This is a genomic window from Amycolatopsis sp. NPDC049868, assembly GCF_044461365.1.
Lineage (GTDB): Bacteria > Actinomycetota > Actinomycetes > Mycobacteriales > Pseudonocardiaceae > Amycolatopsis.
The window spans coordinates 774,426-789,308 of record NZ_JBITKV010000003.1 but is presented as its reverse complement, the minus strand read 5'-3'; the positions used below and the strand labels follow the sequence as shown (position 1 = coordinate 789,308).

Genomic DNA, 14,883 nt, shown 5'->3' with positions numbered 1-14,883 from the left:
CCGCTGGGGGAAACCTCAGGGACGTTCCCGGATGTGGCGGGGGCCCGCCGAGGCGCATTCTTTGTGGCATGAGTGGGAGTGAGACACACGTTCCGAAGCGCGGCCCCGCGGCCGGTTTCGAGGAGACCGTCAAGGATTTCTGGCGGAGCAGGCCGGTCCGGCCGGCGCACGGCCGTAAGTTCGCCGGTGTCGCCGCGGGCATCGGCTACCGGTACGGCATCGACCCGACCGTGGTCCGTGTCGCGCTGGTCGCCGCGACCGTGTTCGGTGGCTTCGGCGTCTTCGTCTATCTACTGGGCTGGCTTTTCCTGCCGCAGGAAGGTGACGCCGTTTCCGCGTTCGAGGGCCTGATCGGCCGTGGGCGCGCGTCGAGTTCGCCCGCGTTCGCGGTGCTGCTGCTGATCCTGCTGTTCCCCGGTCTCACCTGGACCTTGAGCGGCGGCTGGATGACCGACGGCACCGGGCTGATCGGGTTCGCGCTGATGGCCGTCGCGCTGTATCTGCTGCACCGCAACCGCGGCCAGTTCAACCGGCCGTCGATGCCCACCCCGGCCCAGCCGGCGGCCGCGTTCTCGATGGCGTCGGCTTCGGCGGCCTCCACCTCGACGGCGACCGAGGGCGGCTGGGACCCGCTCGCGGCCGACCCGTCCGCTTGGGATTTGCCGAACGCCTCACCGTCCGGCGGACTGCCGCCGCAGACCCCTCCGCCGCCTCCCGCGCCGCCGATGCCCCGTCGCCGCAAGTCGAAGATCGGCGTCGCGACCTTCGGGATCGCCGTACTGGTCGCCGGGGTCGGCACCGTCCTCGGCTTGGACGGCGAGGCGTGGTTCACGCCGCAGCACATCATCGGGCTCACCCTGGGTGTGGTCGGCATCGGCCTGGTGGCCGGTTCGTTCGTTCGGGGCGGTCGCGGACTGATCGGGCTCGCGGTGCCGCTGGCGATCGTCGGGATGGCGCTGACCACGGTGCCGTTCGAGAACTTCTCCGTGAAGGGCGGTGTCGGCGACCTGCAGGCGACGCCGGTCCAGGTGTCCGAGGTGCTGCCGGAGTACCACCGCTCGGCGGGAGACATCGACATCGACCTGACCAAGCTGCCGGCGGGCGCTTCGGTGACCACGAAGGTCACCAACGGAGCGGGCAACTCGACGGTGCTCGTGCCGGCGGGGGCCGAAGTGAAGGTCTCCTGCGAGACGGGCGCGGGCGAGGTCGACTGCCTCGGTCAGTCCCGTTCGGGGGTCGGCGAGGACACCGTCGACTTCACCGCGCCGGGCGACAACGGGCAGAAGATCACTTTGCAGGTCAAGAACGGTGTCGGGAACGTGGAGGTGCGCCGTGGCTGAGTACGACTACGACAACACGCAGACCCAGTCGGCTCAGCCGTCGAAGCGCGGGGTGGACGTCTTCACCCTGATCGTCGGGATCGTGACACTCCTGGTGTCGGGTTACGTCCTCTCGGACGGCTCCTCGTGGCTCCCGCAGTTCGACTTCCGGTGGGTCATGGCGGGTGGGGCGATCTTCGTCGGCGTCCTGCTGCTCGCCGCTTCGCTGCGCAAGAGCCGCCGCTAGCGGCGCCGCTCACGATCCACCCCACTCCGAAGGCCCCGGCCCCTCGCCGGGGCCTTCGCCTTGCCCCACCCCCTGCGCCGACCTGCGTTTAGCGGGCTAAACGCGATCCGCGTCGCCGAGGTGCCCGCCCCCGCCGACCTGCGTTTAGCCCCCTAATCGCGATCCGGGGGCGCGGCGGGTACCCAAAGCCCCAGAGCGCAGTTAGCGGGCTAAACGCGATCCGGTCACCTGGGTGCCCCAGGACCGGCAGATCGCGATTAGCCCGCTAAACGCAGGTCGGGGCGGGAGCGGTCACTCCCACTCGATGGTGCCCGGCGGCTTGGACGTGACGTCCAGGACCACCCGGTTCACCTCGGCGACCTCGTTCGTGATGCGGGTCGAGATCCGCTCCAGCACCTCGTACGGCAGCCGCGTCCAGTCCGCGGTCATCGCGTCCTCGGACGACACCGGCCGCAGCACGATCGGGTGCCCGTAGGTCCGCCCGTCGCCCTGGACACCGACGCTGCGGACGTCGGCCAGCAGCACCACCGGGCACTGCCAGATCTCACCGTCGAGCCCGGCCGCGGTGAGTTCCTCACGCGCGATGGCGTCCGCCGCGCGCAGCGTCTCGAGCCGCTCGGCGTCGACGGCGCCGATGATCCGGATGCCGAGCCCAGGGCCGGGGAACGGCTGCCGCTGCACGATCGTCTCCGGCAGCCCGAGCTCCAGCCCGACACGCCGCACCTCGTCCTTGAACAGCAGACGCAGCGGCTCGACGAGCTCGAACTGCAGGTCGTCGGGCAGCCCGCCGACGTTGTGGTGGCTTTTGATGTTCGCCGCGCCCTCGCCGCCGCCGGATTCGACGACGTCCGGGTACAGCGTGCCCTGGACCAGGAACTTGTAGTCGCCCTCGGCCTTGAGGTCGCGCTCGGCCTGCTCGAACACGCGGATGAACTCGCGGCCGATGATCTTGCGCTTCTCCTCGGGGTCGGTGACCCCGGCCAGCGCGTCGAGGAACCGGTCCCGCGCGTCGACGGTCACCAGGTTGACCCCGGTCGCGGCGACGAAATCGCGTTCGACCTGGGTGCGCTCGCCGGAGCGCAGCAGTCCGTGGTCGACGAACACACAGGTCAGCCGGTCACCGATGGCCCGCTGGACCAGCGCGGCGGCCACGGCGGAGTCGACGCCGCCGGACAGCCCGCAGATCGCCCGGCCATCGCCGACCTGCTCGACGATGCGCTTGACCTGGTCGTCGACGATGGACGACGTCGTCCACTGCGGCTTGATGCCCGCGATGTCGTGCAGGAAGCGGCGGAGCACTTCCTGGCCGTGCGGCGAGTGGTGCACCTCGGGGTGGTACTGGACGCCGGCGAAGCGGCGCTCGACGTCTTCGAATCCGGCGACGGCGGCGCCGTCACTCGAAGCGGTCACTGTGGCGCCCTCGGGGGCCTTGGTGACGCTGTCGTTGTGGCTCATCCAGGCGGGCTGGTTGGCCGGGAGACCGGCGTGCAGGACGCCGCCTTCACCGGCGACGCGGACCTCAGTGCGGCCGAACTCGCGGATCCCGGTCGGCTCGACAGTGCCGCCGAGGGCCTGCGCGAGCACCTGGTGGCCGTAGCAGATGCCGAGGATCGGCACGCCCGCGTCGACCAGCCCGGGGGCGAGGGCAGGCGCGTTCTCCGCGTACACGCTGGAAGGACCACCGGAAAGGATGATCGCGGAAGGGTCCTTGGCGAGGATGTCCTCGGCGCTGGCGGTGTGCGGGACGACCTCGGAGTAGACCTGCGCTTCACGCACCCGGCGCGCGATCAGTTGCGCGTACTGCGCCCCGAAGTCCACGACGAGTACCGGACCGGTGGGACTGGGCACCTGAAACCTCCAGATCAGAGCAGCACGCTTCCCCACCATCGTCCCAGGTGGGCCCGGTCACCCCGCCGCCAACCCCCTCACGATTCAGGACAGTGTATGACCGCGAGGGGGCCTAGCGTCCGGGACATGGGCATCGACTGGAGCAAGGAACTGTCCGAACAGCTCGACTGGCACTGGAAGGGGCTCCTGCGTCCCCGGCTGGAGACCCTCACCGACGACGAGTACCTCTGGGAGCCCGTCGAGGACTGCTGGACGATAAGGCCGGGCGAGAACGGCGAGCTCACGATCGACTGGGCGTATCCGGCGCCGTCCCCGCCGCCGGTGACGACGATCGCCTGGCGCCTCGCCCACATCATCGTCGGCGTCTTCGCGATGCGGACCGCGTCGCACTTCGGCGGCCCGCCCGTCGACTACCAAACGTTCCCCTACGCGGCCTCCGCCGAAGAAGCGCTGAAGCAGCTCGACGACGCCTACGCGTGCTGGCGTGACGGCGTCCGCGGCCTCACCGCCGAAGACCTCGAACGCCCCTGCGGCGAGGCCGAAGGCCCGTACGCGGAGTACCCCTTCGCGGCCCTCGTCCTGCACATCAACCGGGAGGTCATCCACCACGGTGCCGAAATCCTCCTGCTGCGCGACCTCTACACGCGTCGCGTTTAGCCCGCTAAACGCGATTGCCGTAAGAAGGGAGCGATCGCGACAGGCGGGAGACGCAGTGAGCGGCAACGGTGACGAGGTCCGCCCCGGTCTGGCGCCGGGTGCCCGCGGGTTCGCGGGCACCCTGTTCGCGGCGCTCTACGGCGAGCTCACACCGCACCCGTGGCGCACCCCGGACACGGATCGTGACGCGTACTTGGTGTTCTACGAGCGTTCGGTCGCCATGGGGTGGCTGCGTGAAGACGGCCCTGCCGGTTTGTGGGGAATGAATGACGCGGGTCGGGAACACCCGCTCGCCGATACCTCACTCGCCGCGTGGTTCCAGGTGGAGGCCGAGCCGGTGCCGGGTGATCGGCCGCTGCCGGTCCAGCCGTTCCTGAGGTGCGCCGGTGACGCGGTGGCGCGCATCGGAAGTCTCAGGCTGGACGCGGTGCAGATCCTGCTGCCCGTCCAATGCCTCGACACGGCGCCGCGCCCGGATCCGGCCCGGTCGCCGTCGCTGCTCACCAAGGCGTGGTTCGACGACAGCGCTCCGGCGTCGCGGACCTCCGTGCGCGTGACACTGGACGGCGGGCGGTCCCCCGCGGTCCTGTCGATCGCGGACCGGCTGACCACGATCGATCAGGGTGTGTTCGTGTGCGAGTCGTACGCGGACGGCCAGGCCGACCTCAGGCCTCCGTTCGACGACGACTTCTGGAACGGCCCGCCCCAGCACGCGGTCACCTTCCACGGGACACTCGCCGAGTGGTCGCCGGACGCGGTCGGCTGGCTCGCCGGCCTCCTCGCCGACCTGAGCGCCCGGCACGGCGTCGCCACCCCGTTGCTGCTCACCGCGAGCCTGGCGTAGCGCTCAAGGTGCCCGTCGAACCCTGACTGGAATACCTTGTCACCCATGGACATGATCACTCCGGAGCCGCGCCCCGCCTGGATCGCCGGACGCCCCGAGCAGGGCGCTTCGACGCTCACCGTGCACCACCCCTTCGACGGAAGCGAAGTCGCCACCGTCGCGGTGCCCGGCCCTGATCAGGTCGAACGAGCGGTGAGCGCGGCGGTGAGCGTCGCGAAGGAGTTCCGCCGTTCTTCTGCGCACAGCCGCGCCGCCGCGCTCGACCACGTTTCGCGGGTCATCGCCGGCCGGGCCGAGGAGATCGCCGAGGTCATCACGGCCGAGAACGGCAAGCCACTCAAGTGGGCCGAAGCCGAGGTGCGGCGCGCGGTGTCGGTGTTCCGGATCGCCGCCGAGGAGGCCCGCCGGTTCAGCGGTGACCTGCAGCGACTGGACACCGATCCGGCGGGCGAAGGCAGGCTGGCGCTCACCCGCCGCGTCCCGCGCGGCCCGGTGCTGGGCATCGCGCCGTTCAACTTCCCGCTGAACCTGGTGGCGCACAAGGTCGCGCCGTCGCTCGCGGTCGGCGCGCCGATCATCGTCAAACCCGCGCCGCGGACGCCGCTGGCCGCGCTGATCCTTGGCGAGATCCTGGCCGAGACGGAGCTGCCGGAAGGCGCGTTCTCGGTGCTGCCGCTCGGCAACGAGGAGACGTCGGCGCTGGTCGCGGATCCCCGGCTGCCGGTGGTGTCGTTCACCGGTTCGGGCCCGGTCGGCTGGTCGCTGGCGGATGCCGCGCCGCGCAAGCATGTCGTGCTCGAACTCGGCGGCAACGCGGCCGCCGTCGTGCTCCGCGACTGGCCGGATCCCGAGGGCGCGGCGGAGCGGATCGCGACCTTCGGCAACTACCAGGCCGGGCAGTCCTGTATCGCCGTGCAACGCGTCATCGTCGAACGCGAGGTCGCCGAAGAGTTCGTGCCCGCCTTGGTGGAAGCCGTGAAAGCACAGCGGACCGGCGACCCGTACGACAAGAACACCGATGTGGGCCCGGTCGTCGACGAGGCCGCCGCGGAGCGGATCGTGGCCTGGATCGACGAAGCCGTCGCCGCGGGCGCGAAGATCCTCACCGGCGGCAAGCGTGACGGCGCCACGGTGGAGCCGACCGTGCTCACCGACGTCCCACCGTCCACAAAGGCCTGGGCGGAGGAGATCTTCGGCCCGGTGCTCGCGGTGTCCATTGTGGATGGTGTCGACGAGGCTTTCGCTTCGGTCAACGGATCCGCCTATGGCTTGCAGGCCGGGGTGTTCACCCGCGACGTCCATCTCGCCTTCTACGCGTCGACAGAGCTAGAGGTCGGCGGCGTGATCATCGGCGACGTCCCGTCCTACCGCGCGGACCAGATGCCGTACGGCGGCGTCAAAGGATCGGGCGTCGGCAGGGAAGGCGTTCTCGCCGCGATGCACGACCTCACCGAAGAACGGGTCACCGTCTTCACCGGTATCGACCTCTAATCCGGGGTGACGGCCTGCGCGAACCCGAAGACCTTGTCCGGGTCGTAGGTTTTGGCCACCTGCTTGAGGCGCGCGGCATTGCCGCCGTAGTAGGCCGTCATCCAGTCGGGCAGGGCGGGGTCGATGTAGTTGACATAGCCCCCGCCCAGCCCGAGCCCCGTCACCACTTCAGCGACGGAATCCGTTGCCGTGGAACGGTTACGCGCGTCCGCCTGGCTGTAGATCTGCACACTGCCGATCGCCTTCCGATGCCAGAACGCGGTCGCGTCCGGGGCGACGTCGGCGACCGCACCGCCGAGCCCGTCGACCAGGAGATCCATTCCGCGCCTGCCCTTGAGCACGGACGTCAGCTTCGCGGGATCGGCCGGTTCTTCGAGTATCCGTGACGAGGCCACAAAGGACTGCCGGCTCTCGCTGCCGGAGAAGTACTTCATCGCGCCGAGGTAGTCGAACTGCTTGACCGAGCGCGATGCGCCGGGGAATCCGTCCAACAACTTGCCCAAGGAAGCGGAATCGCCGACGTAGCAACCGGAAACGCGCGCACCGACCGGCGATCCCCCGGACAGTACGACATTCGCCCACAACTCCGGCGGCGCTTCGGGAAGCCATCGCTGCCACTCGGCGAGGACGTCGTTCGCGCTGCCCGCCGGGAAACGCAAGGAGAACACCGAAACAGCCGAAGGTGCCGGATCGGTGCGAAAGGTGAACGAGGTGACGACACCGAAGTTGCCGCCTCCCCCACCGCGTAACGCCCAAAAAAGCTCGGGCTCGGACTCCGCCGACGCCGTCCGCAGTTTCCCGTCCGCCGTGACGACTTGCGCGGACACCAGGTGATCACAGGTGAGGCCGTATTTCCGGGCGAGGACACCGATTCCGCCGCCGAGCGTCAGCCCGGCTATCCCGACGCTGGGGCAAGAACCAGCGGGCAGGCAACGTCCCGCGGCACCGAGCGTCGCGTAGACGTTCTTCAATTTCGCACCCGCGCCGATCACGACCTGTTCACCTTGGACGTCCACTGAGGACATTCCGCCGAGGTCGATCATCAAGCCACCGTCGGGAACCGAGTAGCCCGCGTAACTGTGGCCCCCACCGCGAGCGGCGATCGGGACTCGCCGTGCCGCCGCGGAAACGGCCTCCTGCACGTCTTCCGGCTTGGCACAGTTCGCGATCGCGGCGGGCCTGAGCCCGTCGAAGGCCGGGTTGAACACGCGTTTGGCGTTGTCGTAGCCGGAATCCCCCGGCAGGAGAAGGGAGATCTTGTTCCGCAGCGCGGCCCAGTCCGGCGGGCCGGACGGTGGCGTGACCCCGGTGCTCGGCGGCAACGACGTTCCGGGTGCGGAGCTGGGCGCCGGCCCAGGAGGCGCGGCCGAGCACGCCGTCGCGGCCACTCCGGCCACGGTCGCACCGGCGAGTTTGAGGAACGCCCTTCTCTCCATGCCCGTTAGACGCGTAGCGAACGGGCAGGTTGCGACGCTACGCCCGAAGGTGTGCGCTCACCGGTACGACCAGCGGCGTACCGGACACCGGATCCTCCATGACCTTCGCCGACAGGCCGAAGATCTCGTCGAGGAGCGGCTCGGTGAGCACCTCGGCCGGCGGGCCCTGCGCGACGATCCGGCCGCCGCGCATCGCGACCAGCTTGTCCGCGTACCTGGCGGCGAGGTTCAGGTCGTGCAGCACCATCACCACGGTGGTCCCGCGTTCCTTGTGCAGCCGGTACACCAGGTCCAGCACGTCGATCTGGTGCGCGAGGTCGAGGTAGGTGATCGGCTCGTCCAGCAGGAGCAGCCCGGTCTCCTGGGCCAGCGTCATCGAGATCCACGCCCGCTGCCGCTGCCCGCCGGAAAGCTGGTCGACGACCCGGCTCGCGTACTCGTCCATCCCGGTCAGCCGCAGCGCCCGTTCGATCGCCTCGTCGTCGGAGGAGGACCACTGCCGGTACCAGCTCTGGTGCGGATGCCGTCCGCGCCGGACCAGATCGGAGACGGTCAGCCCTTCGGGGGCGGACGGCGTCTGCGGCAACAGGCCGATGATCTTGGCGACCTCACGGGTCGGCAGCTTGTCGATCCGCTCGCCGTCCAGCAGTACCGCGCCCTGGCGGGGCTTGAGCAACCTCGCCAGCGCACGCAGCAAGGTGGACTTGCCGCAGCCGTTGGGTCCGATGATCGCGGTGACGGTCCCGTCGAGGACGTCGAGGTCGAGCCCGGTCACGACGGGCGTTTCGCCGTAACCGAGTTCCAGTTCCCGGGCACGCAGTCTGGCGTTCACGCGCGCTCCTCCTTACGGCTGCGGATGAACAGGAAGATCAGGTACGGCGCACCGAGGATCGCCGTCAGCACGCCGACCGGGAGCCCGGACAGGCCCGGCGTCACCCGCACCACGAAATCCGCGCCGACGGTCAGCAGCGCACCGAGGACCATCGACCCGAACAGCGGCGGTTGTGCCGAGCGGACCAGCCTCAAGGCGATCTGTGGGGTGGCCAGCGCGACGAAGGTGATGGGCCCGGCGGCCGCGGTGGCGACCGCGGCCAGTGCCGCGGCGAGCAGCAGCAGGGTCCCGCGGGCGGCGTCGACGCGAATACCCAGACCGCGCGCCGTGTCGTCGCCGAACTGAAGCCCGCCGATGGTGTGCCCGGCGATCAGCGTGACCGGCGCGAGCACGGCCAGCGCGAGCAGGACCGGGGCGACCGATTCCCAGCCGACGTCGGCGAGGCTGCCCACGATCCACGTCGTCGCGCGCGCGGCGTTGTCGACGTCTCCGACGGTCAGCAGCCAGTACACGAGGTTGTAGCCGACGGCGGACAGCGCGATGCCGATCAGGACGAGCCGGTAGCCATCGATCCCGCGCCGCCAGGAAAGGGCGTACAGCAGGATCCCCGCGATCACGCCGCCGGCGAGCCCGGCGAGCGGGACACCCAGTGTGCTCGCCAAACCGCTGACCTGGCCGCCCGTGCCACCGGCGACGATCACGCCGACAGCGCCGACGCCCGCGCCCCAGGTGATCCCGAGGATGTCCGGGCTGGCCAGCGGATTCCGGGCGATGGTCTGGAACAGCGCACCCGAAAGGCCGAGGGCGGCGCCGACGCCGATCGCGGTCAGCGTGCGCGGCATCCGCAGGTCGAAGATGATCCCGCGTTCCCGCGAGGTGCCGCCGCCGAACAGCGTCTTCAGGACGTCGCCGAGGCCGATGTGTGAGGTGCCGATGCCGATGTTCAGCGCCGCGACCAGTACCAGCGCGATCGCCGCGAGGGTCACGACGGCGAGTGTCCTCGGCCGGACGGTCCAGGCCGCCGGGCCGAACGAGATCACCTTGGGAGCCGTCATATCCGTGCCAGGCCCTTCTTGCGGACGAGGTGGACGAACACCGGCACGCCGAGCACCGCCAGCATGATGCCGACCTCCAGGCTGTCCGATGCGACGACGCGGCCGAGGAGGTCCGCGGCCAGCAGCAGGATCGCGCCGAGCACGGCCGAGAACGGCACCAGCCAGCGGTAATCGGGTCCGCTGATCGCCCGCGCGAAATGCGGAACGAGCAGGCCCAGGAACGCGATCGGACCGCAGGCGGCGACGGCGGCGCCGGTCAGCAGCGTGATCGCGGCGACCCCGAGCAACCGCGTCCGGCCGACCCGCCGCCCGAGCGCGACGGCGACGTCGTCACCGAGCGCGAGCGTGTTCATCCCCGGCGTGTTGATCACGGCGAGGAGCAAGCCCGCGGCCACGAAGGGGGCGATCTGGCCGATCATCGCGGGATCCCGGCCCGCGATCGAACCCACGTGCCAGAAGCGGTACGTCTCCATCCCGCGGTCGTCGCCGAGCACGATCGCGGAGATTATGCCGTTGAGCAGGGCGCTCACCGCGGCACCGGCCAGCGCGAGCGTCACCGGTGTGGCGCCGCGGCCGCCGACTGCGCCGAGCAGGAACACGACGGCACTCGCGACGAGGGCGCCCGCGAAGCCGAACCAGATGAACGCGTACAGGTCGTCGATGCCCAGCACGACGACGGCGAGCACCACCGCGAACGCCGCGCCCTGGGTGACGCCGAGCAAGCCAGGGTCCGCGAGCGGGTTACGGGTGTGGCCCTGCATGAGCGCCCCGGCCGCGCCGAGCGCGAGTCCCGCCAGAACACCGAGCAACGTGCGCGGCACCCGCAACGAACGGACGATCAGGTGATCCGGCACACCCGCAGGATGAAAAATCGCGTCCCAAACCACACCCAACGGAATCGAACGCGCACCGAGGGCGACACTCGCGACGCAGATCACAGCCAGAAGAGTGACCAGCAGGGCTCCCGCTGTCGCCTTTCCAACACGAACTTCCACTGTGGACATCCGCCATCCTATGCTCCGGTTAGGAAAGCCTAACCGCAGAGAAAGAGTGACCCATGACCCCACCCCGGCGCGCAGTCGTCGCCTTCGCCGTGACCGCCTGCCTGGCACTCTCCGCATGCGGTGGCGGAGCACAGGAAGCCGCCCCCACCGGCACCGGCCAAAGTGGATTCCCGCGCACCGTCGAACACGTGATGGGGTCGACCACGATCGACAAGCAGCCCGTCACCGTCGCGGCGCTGGACTCCAGCTACGTCGACGCGACGCTGGCGCTCGAGACGAAGGTCGTGGCGTACACCAAATATCGCAACTACGACAAGCTGCCGGACTACCTCGGCGACGACCGCAAGTACGCCGAGGGCGCCAAGGAGATCGGCGCGCTCGAAAGCCCGGACATCGAGAAGCTGTACGACATCAAGCCGGATCTGATCGTGTCGGCGAAGGTGCGCCACGAGAAGTTCTACGCCGAGTTCGGCAAGGTCGCGCCCACGGTGTTCAGCCAGACCACCGGCGCCACCTGGAAGGACAACATCCGGATGCTCGGCAAGGCGCTGGGCAAGGAAGCCTTGGCGGAGCAGAAGATCAAGGCCTACGAGGAGCGAGCCCGCAAAGTCGGTGACGCGATCAAGGCCAAGCTCGGCAAATCCGCCGCGGTCTCGGTGGTCCGCTTCGTCGAAGGGGAGCCGACCGTGCGGCTTTACAGCAGCGCGTCGTTCCCCGGCACCGTGATGGCCGACACCGGGCTCCAGCGGCCCGCCGGGCAGCCGGACAACAAGGCGAAGATCTCGAACGACCTGAGCCAGGAAGAGATCGGGAAACTCGACGCCGAAGCGATCTTCGTCGCCAGCTACGCCGACGAGACCAAGCAGGCCGAAAACCCGAAGACGAAGTTCCAGTCGAACCCGCTTTGGGGCACCCTCAAGGGAAAGGTGATCGACGTCAACGACGCCACCTGGTTCACCTCGGTGAGCCTGCAGGGCGCGCACGCCATGCTGGACGACATCGCGAAGCAGTTCGGCGTGGACTCGTTCCGCGCATAGTCCTTTGTGGACCGAGCCGTCACAACCAATTCGGCAGTGGCGGCGCGGTACCGTCCAAAGTGGATCCGTCGCTACGGCCGGTGATCCATGCCAGGACGTCACCCGGGGAGCCGGTCAGCGTGGCCGGCTCTCCGGTGCCCATCCGCCATTCGTGACGGGTCCCGTCTTCGCTGACAGCGACCAGAAGGACCGAGGGCAACTCGCCGCCGTACATGCCGATGGCGTTGCCGACGACGATCTCGAACTCGTCGCCGAGCAACTCGGCGACCCGCGCGAAGTCGTAGCCGAGGTCGAGATCCGCCAAGTGGATGGCGGTTTCGGAGAGCCTGAGCCACAGCACGAACTCCGCCGGGATCTCCCGCCCCTGCCGGGCGCGCACCCGGGCCTGCCATGCCTCGTCCGGCAGGTCCGACGCGACCTCGGCGAACCGTGCCGCGGAGGCGACGACGTCTTCGGCGATCTCCTCGGCGGACCGGTACGCGCCCTTCTCGATGTCGTCGTCCCTGGCCGCCTCACCGGCGTACATCGGCGTCTCGACACCCGATTTCGCCCAGGTGAGCAGATTGACCAGGCCGTCGGCGTTACGCGCCAGGTGGGACAGCAGATGCGCACGCGTCCAGCCGGGCAACGCACTGGGGGCGTGCACCGCCTCCTCGTCGAGCCCGCGCGTCAACCGCGCCCATTCGTCGTGCAGGGCGCGGACGCGGTTCAGCAGCGCGTGTGCGCGTTCGGTGGCGGTCACTCCCCCAATTTAGCGCCGAAGTGCCGCCGGCGCGGCCGCCGGAACCGCGGGATTCTTCGGCGCGATCGGTTCGAGCCGCGCGTACGGCGCGTCCTGTGCCGGCCTGCTGTCCTTTTCGCCCTTGTTGGGCCAGAACGAGAAGGCCCGCTCGGCCTGCGCGGTAATGGTCAGCGAGGGGTTCACACCGAGGTTCGCCGTGATCGCCGAACCATCCACAATGGACAATCCGGGATAGTTGAAGACCCGGTGGTACGGGTCGATCACGCCGTTGTCGGCCGCCGTGCCGATCGGAGCACCGCCGATGAAGTGCGCCGTCAGCGGGATGTCGAAGATCTCGCCCCAGGTGCCGCCCGCCATACCGCCGATGCGCTCGGCGGTGCGGAGGTTGGCCTCGTGCCCGGCGGGGATGAAACTGGGGTTCGGCTCGCCGTGGCCCTGTTTGGACGTGTACTTGCGGCGGCCGAAGAGCCCGCGTTTGGTGTACGTGGTGATCGAGTTGTCGAGACTCTGCATCACCAGCAGGATCACCGTGCGCTCGCTCCAGCGGTAGCCGTTGAGCAGCTTCGCCGTCTGGACCGGATGCTTGAACATGAAGTTCACGGCCTGGCGCCAGCGCGGGACCGCCGAGTCGCCTTCGGTGGCGATGGTCTGGAGCAGGCTCATCGCGTTGCTGCCCTTGCCGTAGCGGACGGGCTCGATATGCGTGTTGTCGTCGGGGTGGATCGACGAGGTGATCGCGACGCCGCGGCTGAAGTTCCGCTCTTCGTCGACCGAGGTGCGGGCGGCGCCGATGATGGCCTCGGAGTTCGTGCGGGTCAGTTCACCGAGACGCGGCGAGAGCTTCGGCAGCTTGGCGGTGTCGCGCATGCTGTGGAGGAGGTTCTGCGTGCCCCACGTGCCTGCCGCGAGGACCACCTGCGCGGCCGTCAGCTTGTGCCGGAACCTGCGCGAGGTGGTCCCGGTCTTCTTGATGCTCACCTCGTACCCACCTGCGTTTAGCGGGCTAATCGCGCTCACGGTGGTGAGGGGGATGACCTTCGCGCCGTCCTTCTCCGCGAGGTAGAGGTAGTTCTTGACCAGCGTGTTCTTGGCGCCGACGCGGCAGCCGGTCATACAGGCGCCGCATTCCGTGCAGCCGGTGCGCGCCGGACCCGCGCCGCCGAAGTACGGGTCCTCGGCGCGCTCCCCCGGCTTGCCGAAGTACACGCCGACGGGCGTCGGGTGGTACGACTCGGGCACGCCCATGTCCGCGGCGACGCCCTTCATGACGACGTCGGACGGCGTGACGCTGGGGTTGGTGACGACGCCCAGCATCCGGCTGGCCTGGTCGTAGTGCGGGCCGAGCTCGGACTCCCAGTCGGTGATGTGGGACCACTGCGGGTCCACGTAGAACGGCTTCAACGGGCGGTACAGCGTGTTCGCGTAGACCAGCGAGCCTCCGCCGACGCCCGCGCCGGCGAGCACCATGACGTCCTTGAGCATGTGGATGCGCTGGATGCCGTAGCAGCCGACCTGAGGCGCCCAGACATAGCGGCGAAGGTCCCAGGACGTCTTCGCGAACTCGTCGTCGGCGAAGCGGCGCCCCGCCTCGATGACGGCGACGCGGTAGCCCTTCTCGGTCAGGCGGAGGGCGGCGACACTGCCGCCGAACCCGGAGCCGACGACGATCACGTCGTAGTCGAAGTCGTCTTCAGTGGTGGTGTTACTCGCAGTCACACCCTCGACTGTAACCCCGGCCACCCCTTCTGACCAGAGGTAAGTTACTCGTCGGTTACCTTCCACTCGGATGGTGCATGCTCGGACTCGTGATCGACGATTTCGCGAAGGAATACCTGCACAGTGACCTGCGAGAGATCCGTGAAGCGATGCTTCGGAAGCTCGACGGGCTTTCCGGATACGACGTCCGACGTCCGCTGACTTCGACGGGGACCAACCTTCTCGGCCTGGTCAAGCACCTGGCGGCGTGGGAGGCCCGCTACTTCGGCGAGGTCTTCGACCGGCCGTTTCCCGAGGCGGTCCCCGAGCGTGGCAGCGACCTGTGGGCGACCGAGCACGAAACCCGCGAGGAGATCGTCAGCCGCTACCGGCGCGTCTGGGAGCACTCCGACGCGACCATCGCCGCGCTCGCCATCGACTCGCCCGGACGCGTTCCGTGGTGGCCGAGTCCCGACGTGACGCTCTTCAACATCCTGGTCCACATGCTCACCGAGACCAGCAGGCACGCCGGGCACGCCGACATCCTGCGGGAGCAGCTGGACGGCTCCGTCGACCTGGCCCCCGCCAAGGACCCGGCCTTCTGGGAATCCCGGCGCGCCGAAATCGACCGCGCCGCCCGGGCGGCCACAGAGCGCCTTTAGCGGGCTAAACGCGA

At 69.3% G+C, this 14,883-nt stretch carries 14 protein-coding genes; 7 read left to right on the top strand and 7 right to left on the bottom strand.

Going from position 1 to position 14,883, the window contains the following annotated elements; genetic code table 11:
- The first annotated feature begins 68 nt into the window (after positions 1-68).
- Together ACIBTM_RS17355 and ACIBTM_RS17350 are read left to right on the top strand one after the other, a co-directional pair.
- Entirely contained in the window at positions 69-1,340 is a 1,272-nt protein-coding gene (locus ACIBTM_RS17355; protein WP_395877638.1) for a PspC domain-containing protein, read from the top strand.
- Entirely contained in the window at positions 1,333-1,566 is a 234-nt protein-coding gene (locus tag ACIBTM_RS17350) for a hypothetical protein (protein WP_395877636.1), read from the top strand. The genes ACIBTM_RS17355 and ACIBTM_RS17350 overlap by 8 nt, the downstream gene beginning before the upstream one ends.
- Before the next feature lie 291 nt (positions 1,567-1,857).
- On the opposite strand, the gene guaA is transcribed toward ACIBTM_RS17350, so the two are convergent.
- A complete protein-coding gene (gene guaA / locus ACIBTM_RS17345; RefSeq protein ID WP_395877634.1) occupies positions 1,858-3,414 on the bottom strand; it encodes a glutamine-hydrolyzing GMP synthase in 1,557 nt (518 codons plus the stop codon).
- Positions 3,415-3,540: 126 nt separating this feature from the next.
- Here guaA and ACIBTM_RS17340 point away from each other — a divergent pair, with 126 nt between their 5' ends.
- The 3 genes from ACIBTM_RS17340 to ACIBTM_RS17330 are packed head-to-tail and all read left to right on the top strand — an operon-like array spanning position 3,541 to position 6,406.
- Positions 3,541-4,071, top strand: coding sequence for a DinB family protein (locus tag ACIBTM_RS17340; protein ID WP_395877632.1), 531 nt, complete (start codon positions 3,541-3,543; stop codon positions 4,069-4,071).
- A gap of 55 nt (positions 4,072-4,126) precedes the next feature.
- Positions 4,127-4,915 carry a hypothetical protein gene (locus tag ACIBTM_RS17335; protein WP_395877630.1) on the top strand — a complete coding sequence of 263 codons (789 nt, stop codon included), beginning with the start codon at positions 4,127-4,129 and terminating at the stop codon, positions 4,913-4,915.
- Between the two features lie 45 nt (positions 4,916-4,960).
- The gene (locus ACIBTM_RS17330; RefSeq protein ID WP_395877628.1) at positions 4,961-6,406 is read left to right on the top strand and encodes an aldehyde dehydrogenase family protein; all 1,446 of its coding nucleotides are present in this window, start codon (positions 4,961-4,963) and stop codon (positions 6,404-6,406) included.
- On the opposite strand, the gene ACIBTM_RS17325 is transcribed toward ACIBTM_RS17330, so the two are convergent.
- From ACIBTM_RS17325 to ACIBTM_RS17310, 4 genes are read right to left on the bottom strand one after another with little or no spacing between them, the layout of a single operon-like run.
- Positions 6,403-7,842, bottom strand: a complete 1,440-nt coding sequence (locus tag ACIBTM_RS17325) for an FAD-binding oxidoreductase (RefSeq protein ID WP_395877626.1) — start codon at positions 7,840-7,842, stop codon at positions 6,403-6,405. The genes ACIBTM_RS17330 and ACIBTM_RS17325 overlap by 4 nt on opposite strands.
- A gap of 37 nt (positions 7,843-7,879) precedes the next feature.
- Positions 7,880-8,674, bottom strand: a complete 795-nt coding sequence (locus ACIBTM_RS17320) for an ABC transporter ATP-binding protein (protein WP_395877624.1) — start codon at positions 8,672-8,674, stop codon at positions 7,880-7,882.
- Entirely contained in the window at positions 8,671-9,729 is a 1,059-nt protein-coding gene (locus ACIBTM_RS17315) for a FecCD family ABC transporter permease (RefSeq protein WP_395877622.1), read from the bottom strand. The genes ACIBTM_RS17320 and ACIBTM_RS17315 overlap by 4 nt, the downstream gene beginning before the upstream one ends.
- Positions 9,726-10,733, bottom strand: coding sequence for a FecCD family ABC transporter permease (locus ACIBTM_RS17310; protein WP_395877620.1), 1,008 nt, complete (start codon positions 10,731-10,733; stop codon positions 9,726-9,728). The genes ACIBTM_RS17315 and ACIBTM_RS17310 overlap by 4 nt, the downstream gene beginning before the upstream one ends.
- A 53-nt stretch (positions 10,734-10,786) precedes the next feature.
- Between ACIBTM_RS17310 and ACIBTM_RS17305 the strand changes: the two genes are divergently transcribed.
- Entirely contained in the window at positions 10,787-11,770 is a 984-nt protein-coding gene (locus ACIBTM_RS17305) for an ABC transporter substrate-binding protein (protein WP_395877618.1), read from the top strand.
- Positions 11,771-11,789: 19 nt separating this feature from the next.
- Here ACIBTM_RS17305 and ACIBTM_RS17300 read toward each other — a convergent pair whose 3' ends face one another.
- Together ACIBTM_RS17300 and ACIBTM_RS17295 are read right to left on the bottom strand one after the other, a co-directional pair.
- A complete protein-coding gene (locus tag ACIBTM_RS17300; protein ID WP_395877616.1) occupies positions 11,790-12,512 on the bottom strand; it encodes a maleylpyruvate isomerase N-terminal domain-containing protein in 723 nt (240 codons plus the stop codon).
- Between the two features lie 9 nt (positions 12,513-12,521).
- Positions 12,522-14,228: a GMC oxidoreductase gene (locus tag ACIBTM_RS17295; protein WP_395877614.1), complete on the bottom strand. Its 1,707-nt coding sequence runs from the start codon at positions 14,226-14,228 to the stop codon at positions 12,522-12,524.
- A gap of 77 nt (positions 14,229-14,305) precedes the next feature.
- Between ACIBTM_RS17295 and ACIBTM_RS17290 the strand changes: the two genes are divergently transcribed.
- Positions 14,306-14,869, top strand: coding sequence for a DinB family protein (locus tag ACIBTM_RS17290; protein WP_395877613.1), 564 nt, complete (start codon positions 14,306-14,308; stop codon positions 14,867-14,869).
- The last annotated feature ends 14 nt before the right edge of the window (positions 14,870-14,883 follow it).

What these genes read in the sequence shown, in the direction of transcription:
- ACIBTM_RS17355 (WP_395877638.1), top strand. Translation starts at nt 69, where the DNA reads ATGAGTGGGAGTGAGACACACGTTCCGAAGCGCGGCCCCGCGGCCGGT.
- ACIBTM_RS17340 (WP_395877632.1), top strand. Translation starts at nt 3,541, where the DNA reads ATGGGCATCGACTGGAGCAAGGAACTGTCCGAACAGCTCGACTGGCAC.
- ACIBTM_RS17330 (WP_395877628.1), top strand. Translation starts at nt 4,961, where the DNA reads ATGGACATGATCACTCCGGAGCCGCGCCCCGCCTGGATCGCCGGACGC.
- ACIBTM_RS17325 (WP_395877626.1), bottom strand. Translation starts at nt 7,842, where the DNA reads ATGGAGAGAAGGGCGTTCCTCAAACTCGCCGGTGCGACCGTGGCCGGA.
- ACIBTM_RS17315 (WP_395877622.1), bottom strand. Translation starts at nt 9,729, where the DNA reads ATGACGGCTCCCAAGGTGATCTCGTTCGGCCCGGCGGCCTGGACCGTC.
- ACIBTM_RS17310 (WP_395877620.1), bottom strand. Translation starts at nt 10,733, where the DNA reads ATGTCCACAGTGGAAGTTCGTGTTGGAAAGGCGACAGCGGGAGCCCTG.
- ACIBTM_RS17305 (WP_395877618.1), top strand. Translation starts at nt 10,787, where the DNA reads ATGACCCCACCCCGGCGCGCAGTCGTCGCCTTCGCCGTGACCGCCTGC.
- ACIBTM_RS17290 (WP_395877613.1), top strand. Translation starts at nt 14,306, where the DNA reads ATGCTCGGACTCGTGATCGACGATTTCGCGAAGGAATACCTGCACAGT.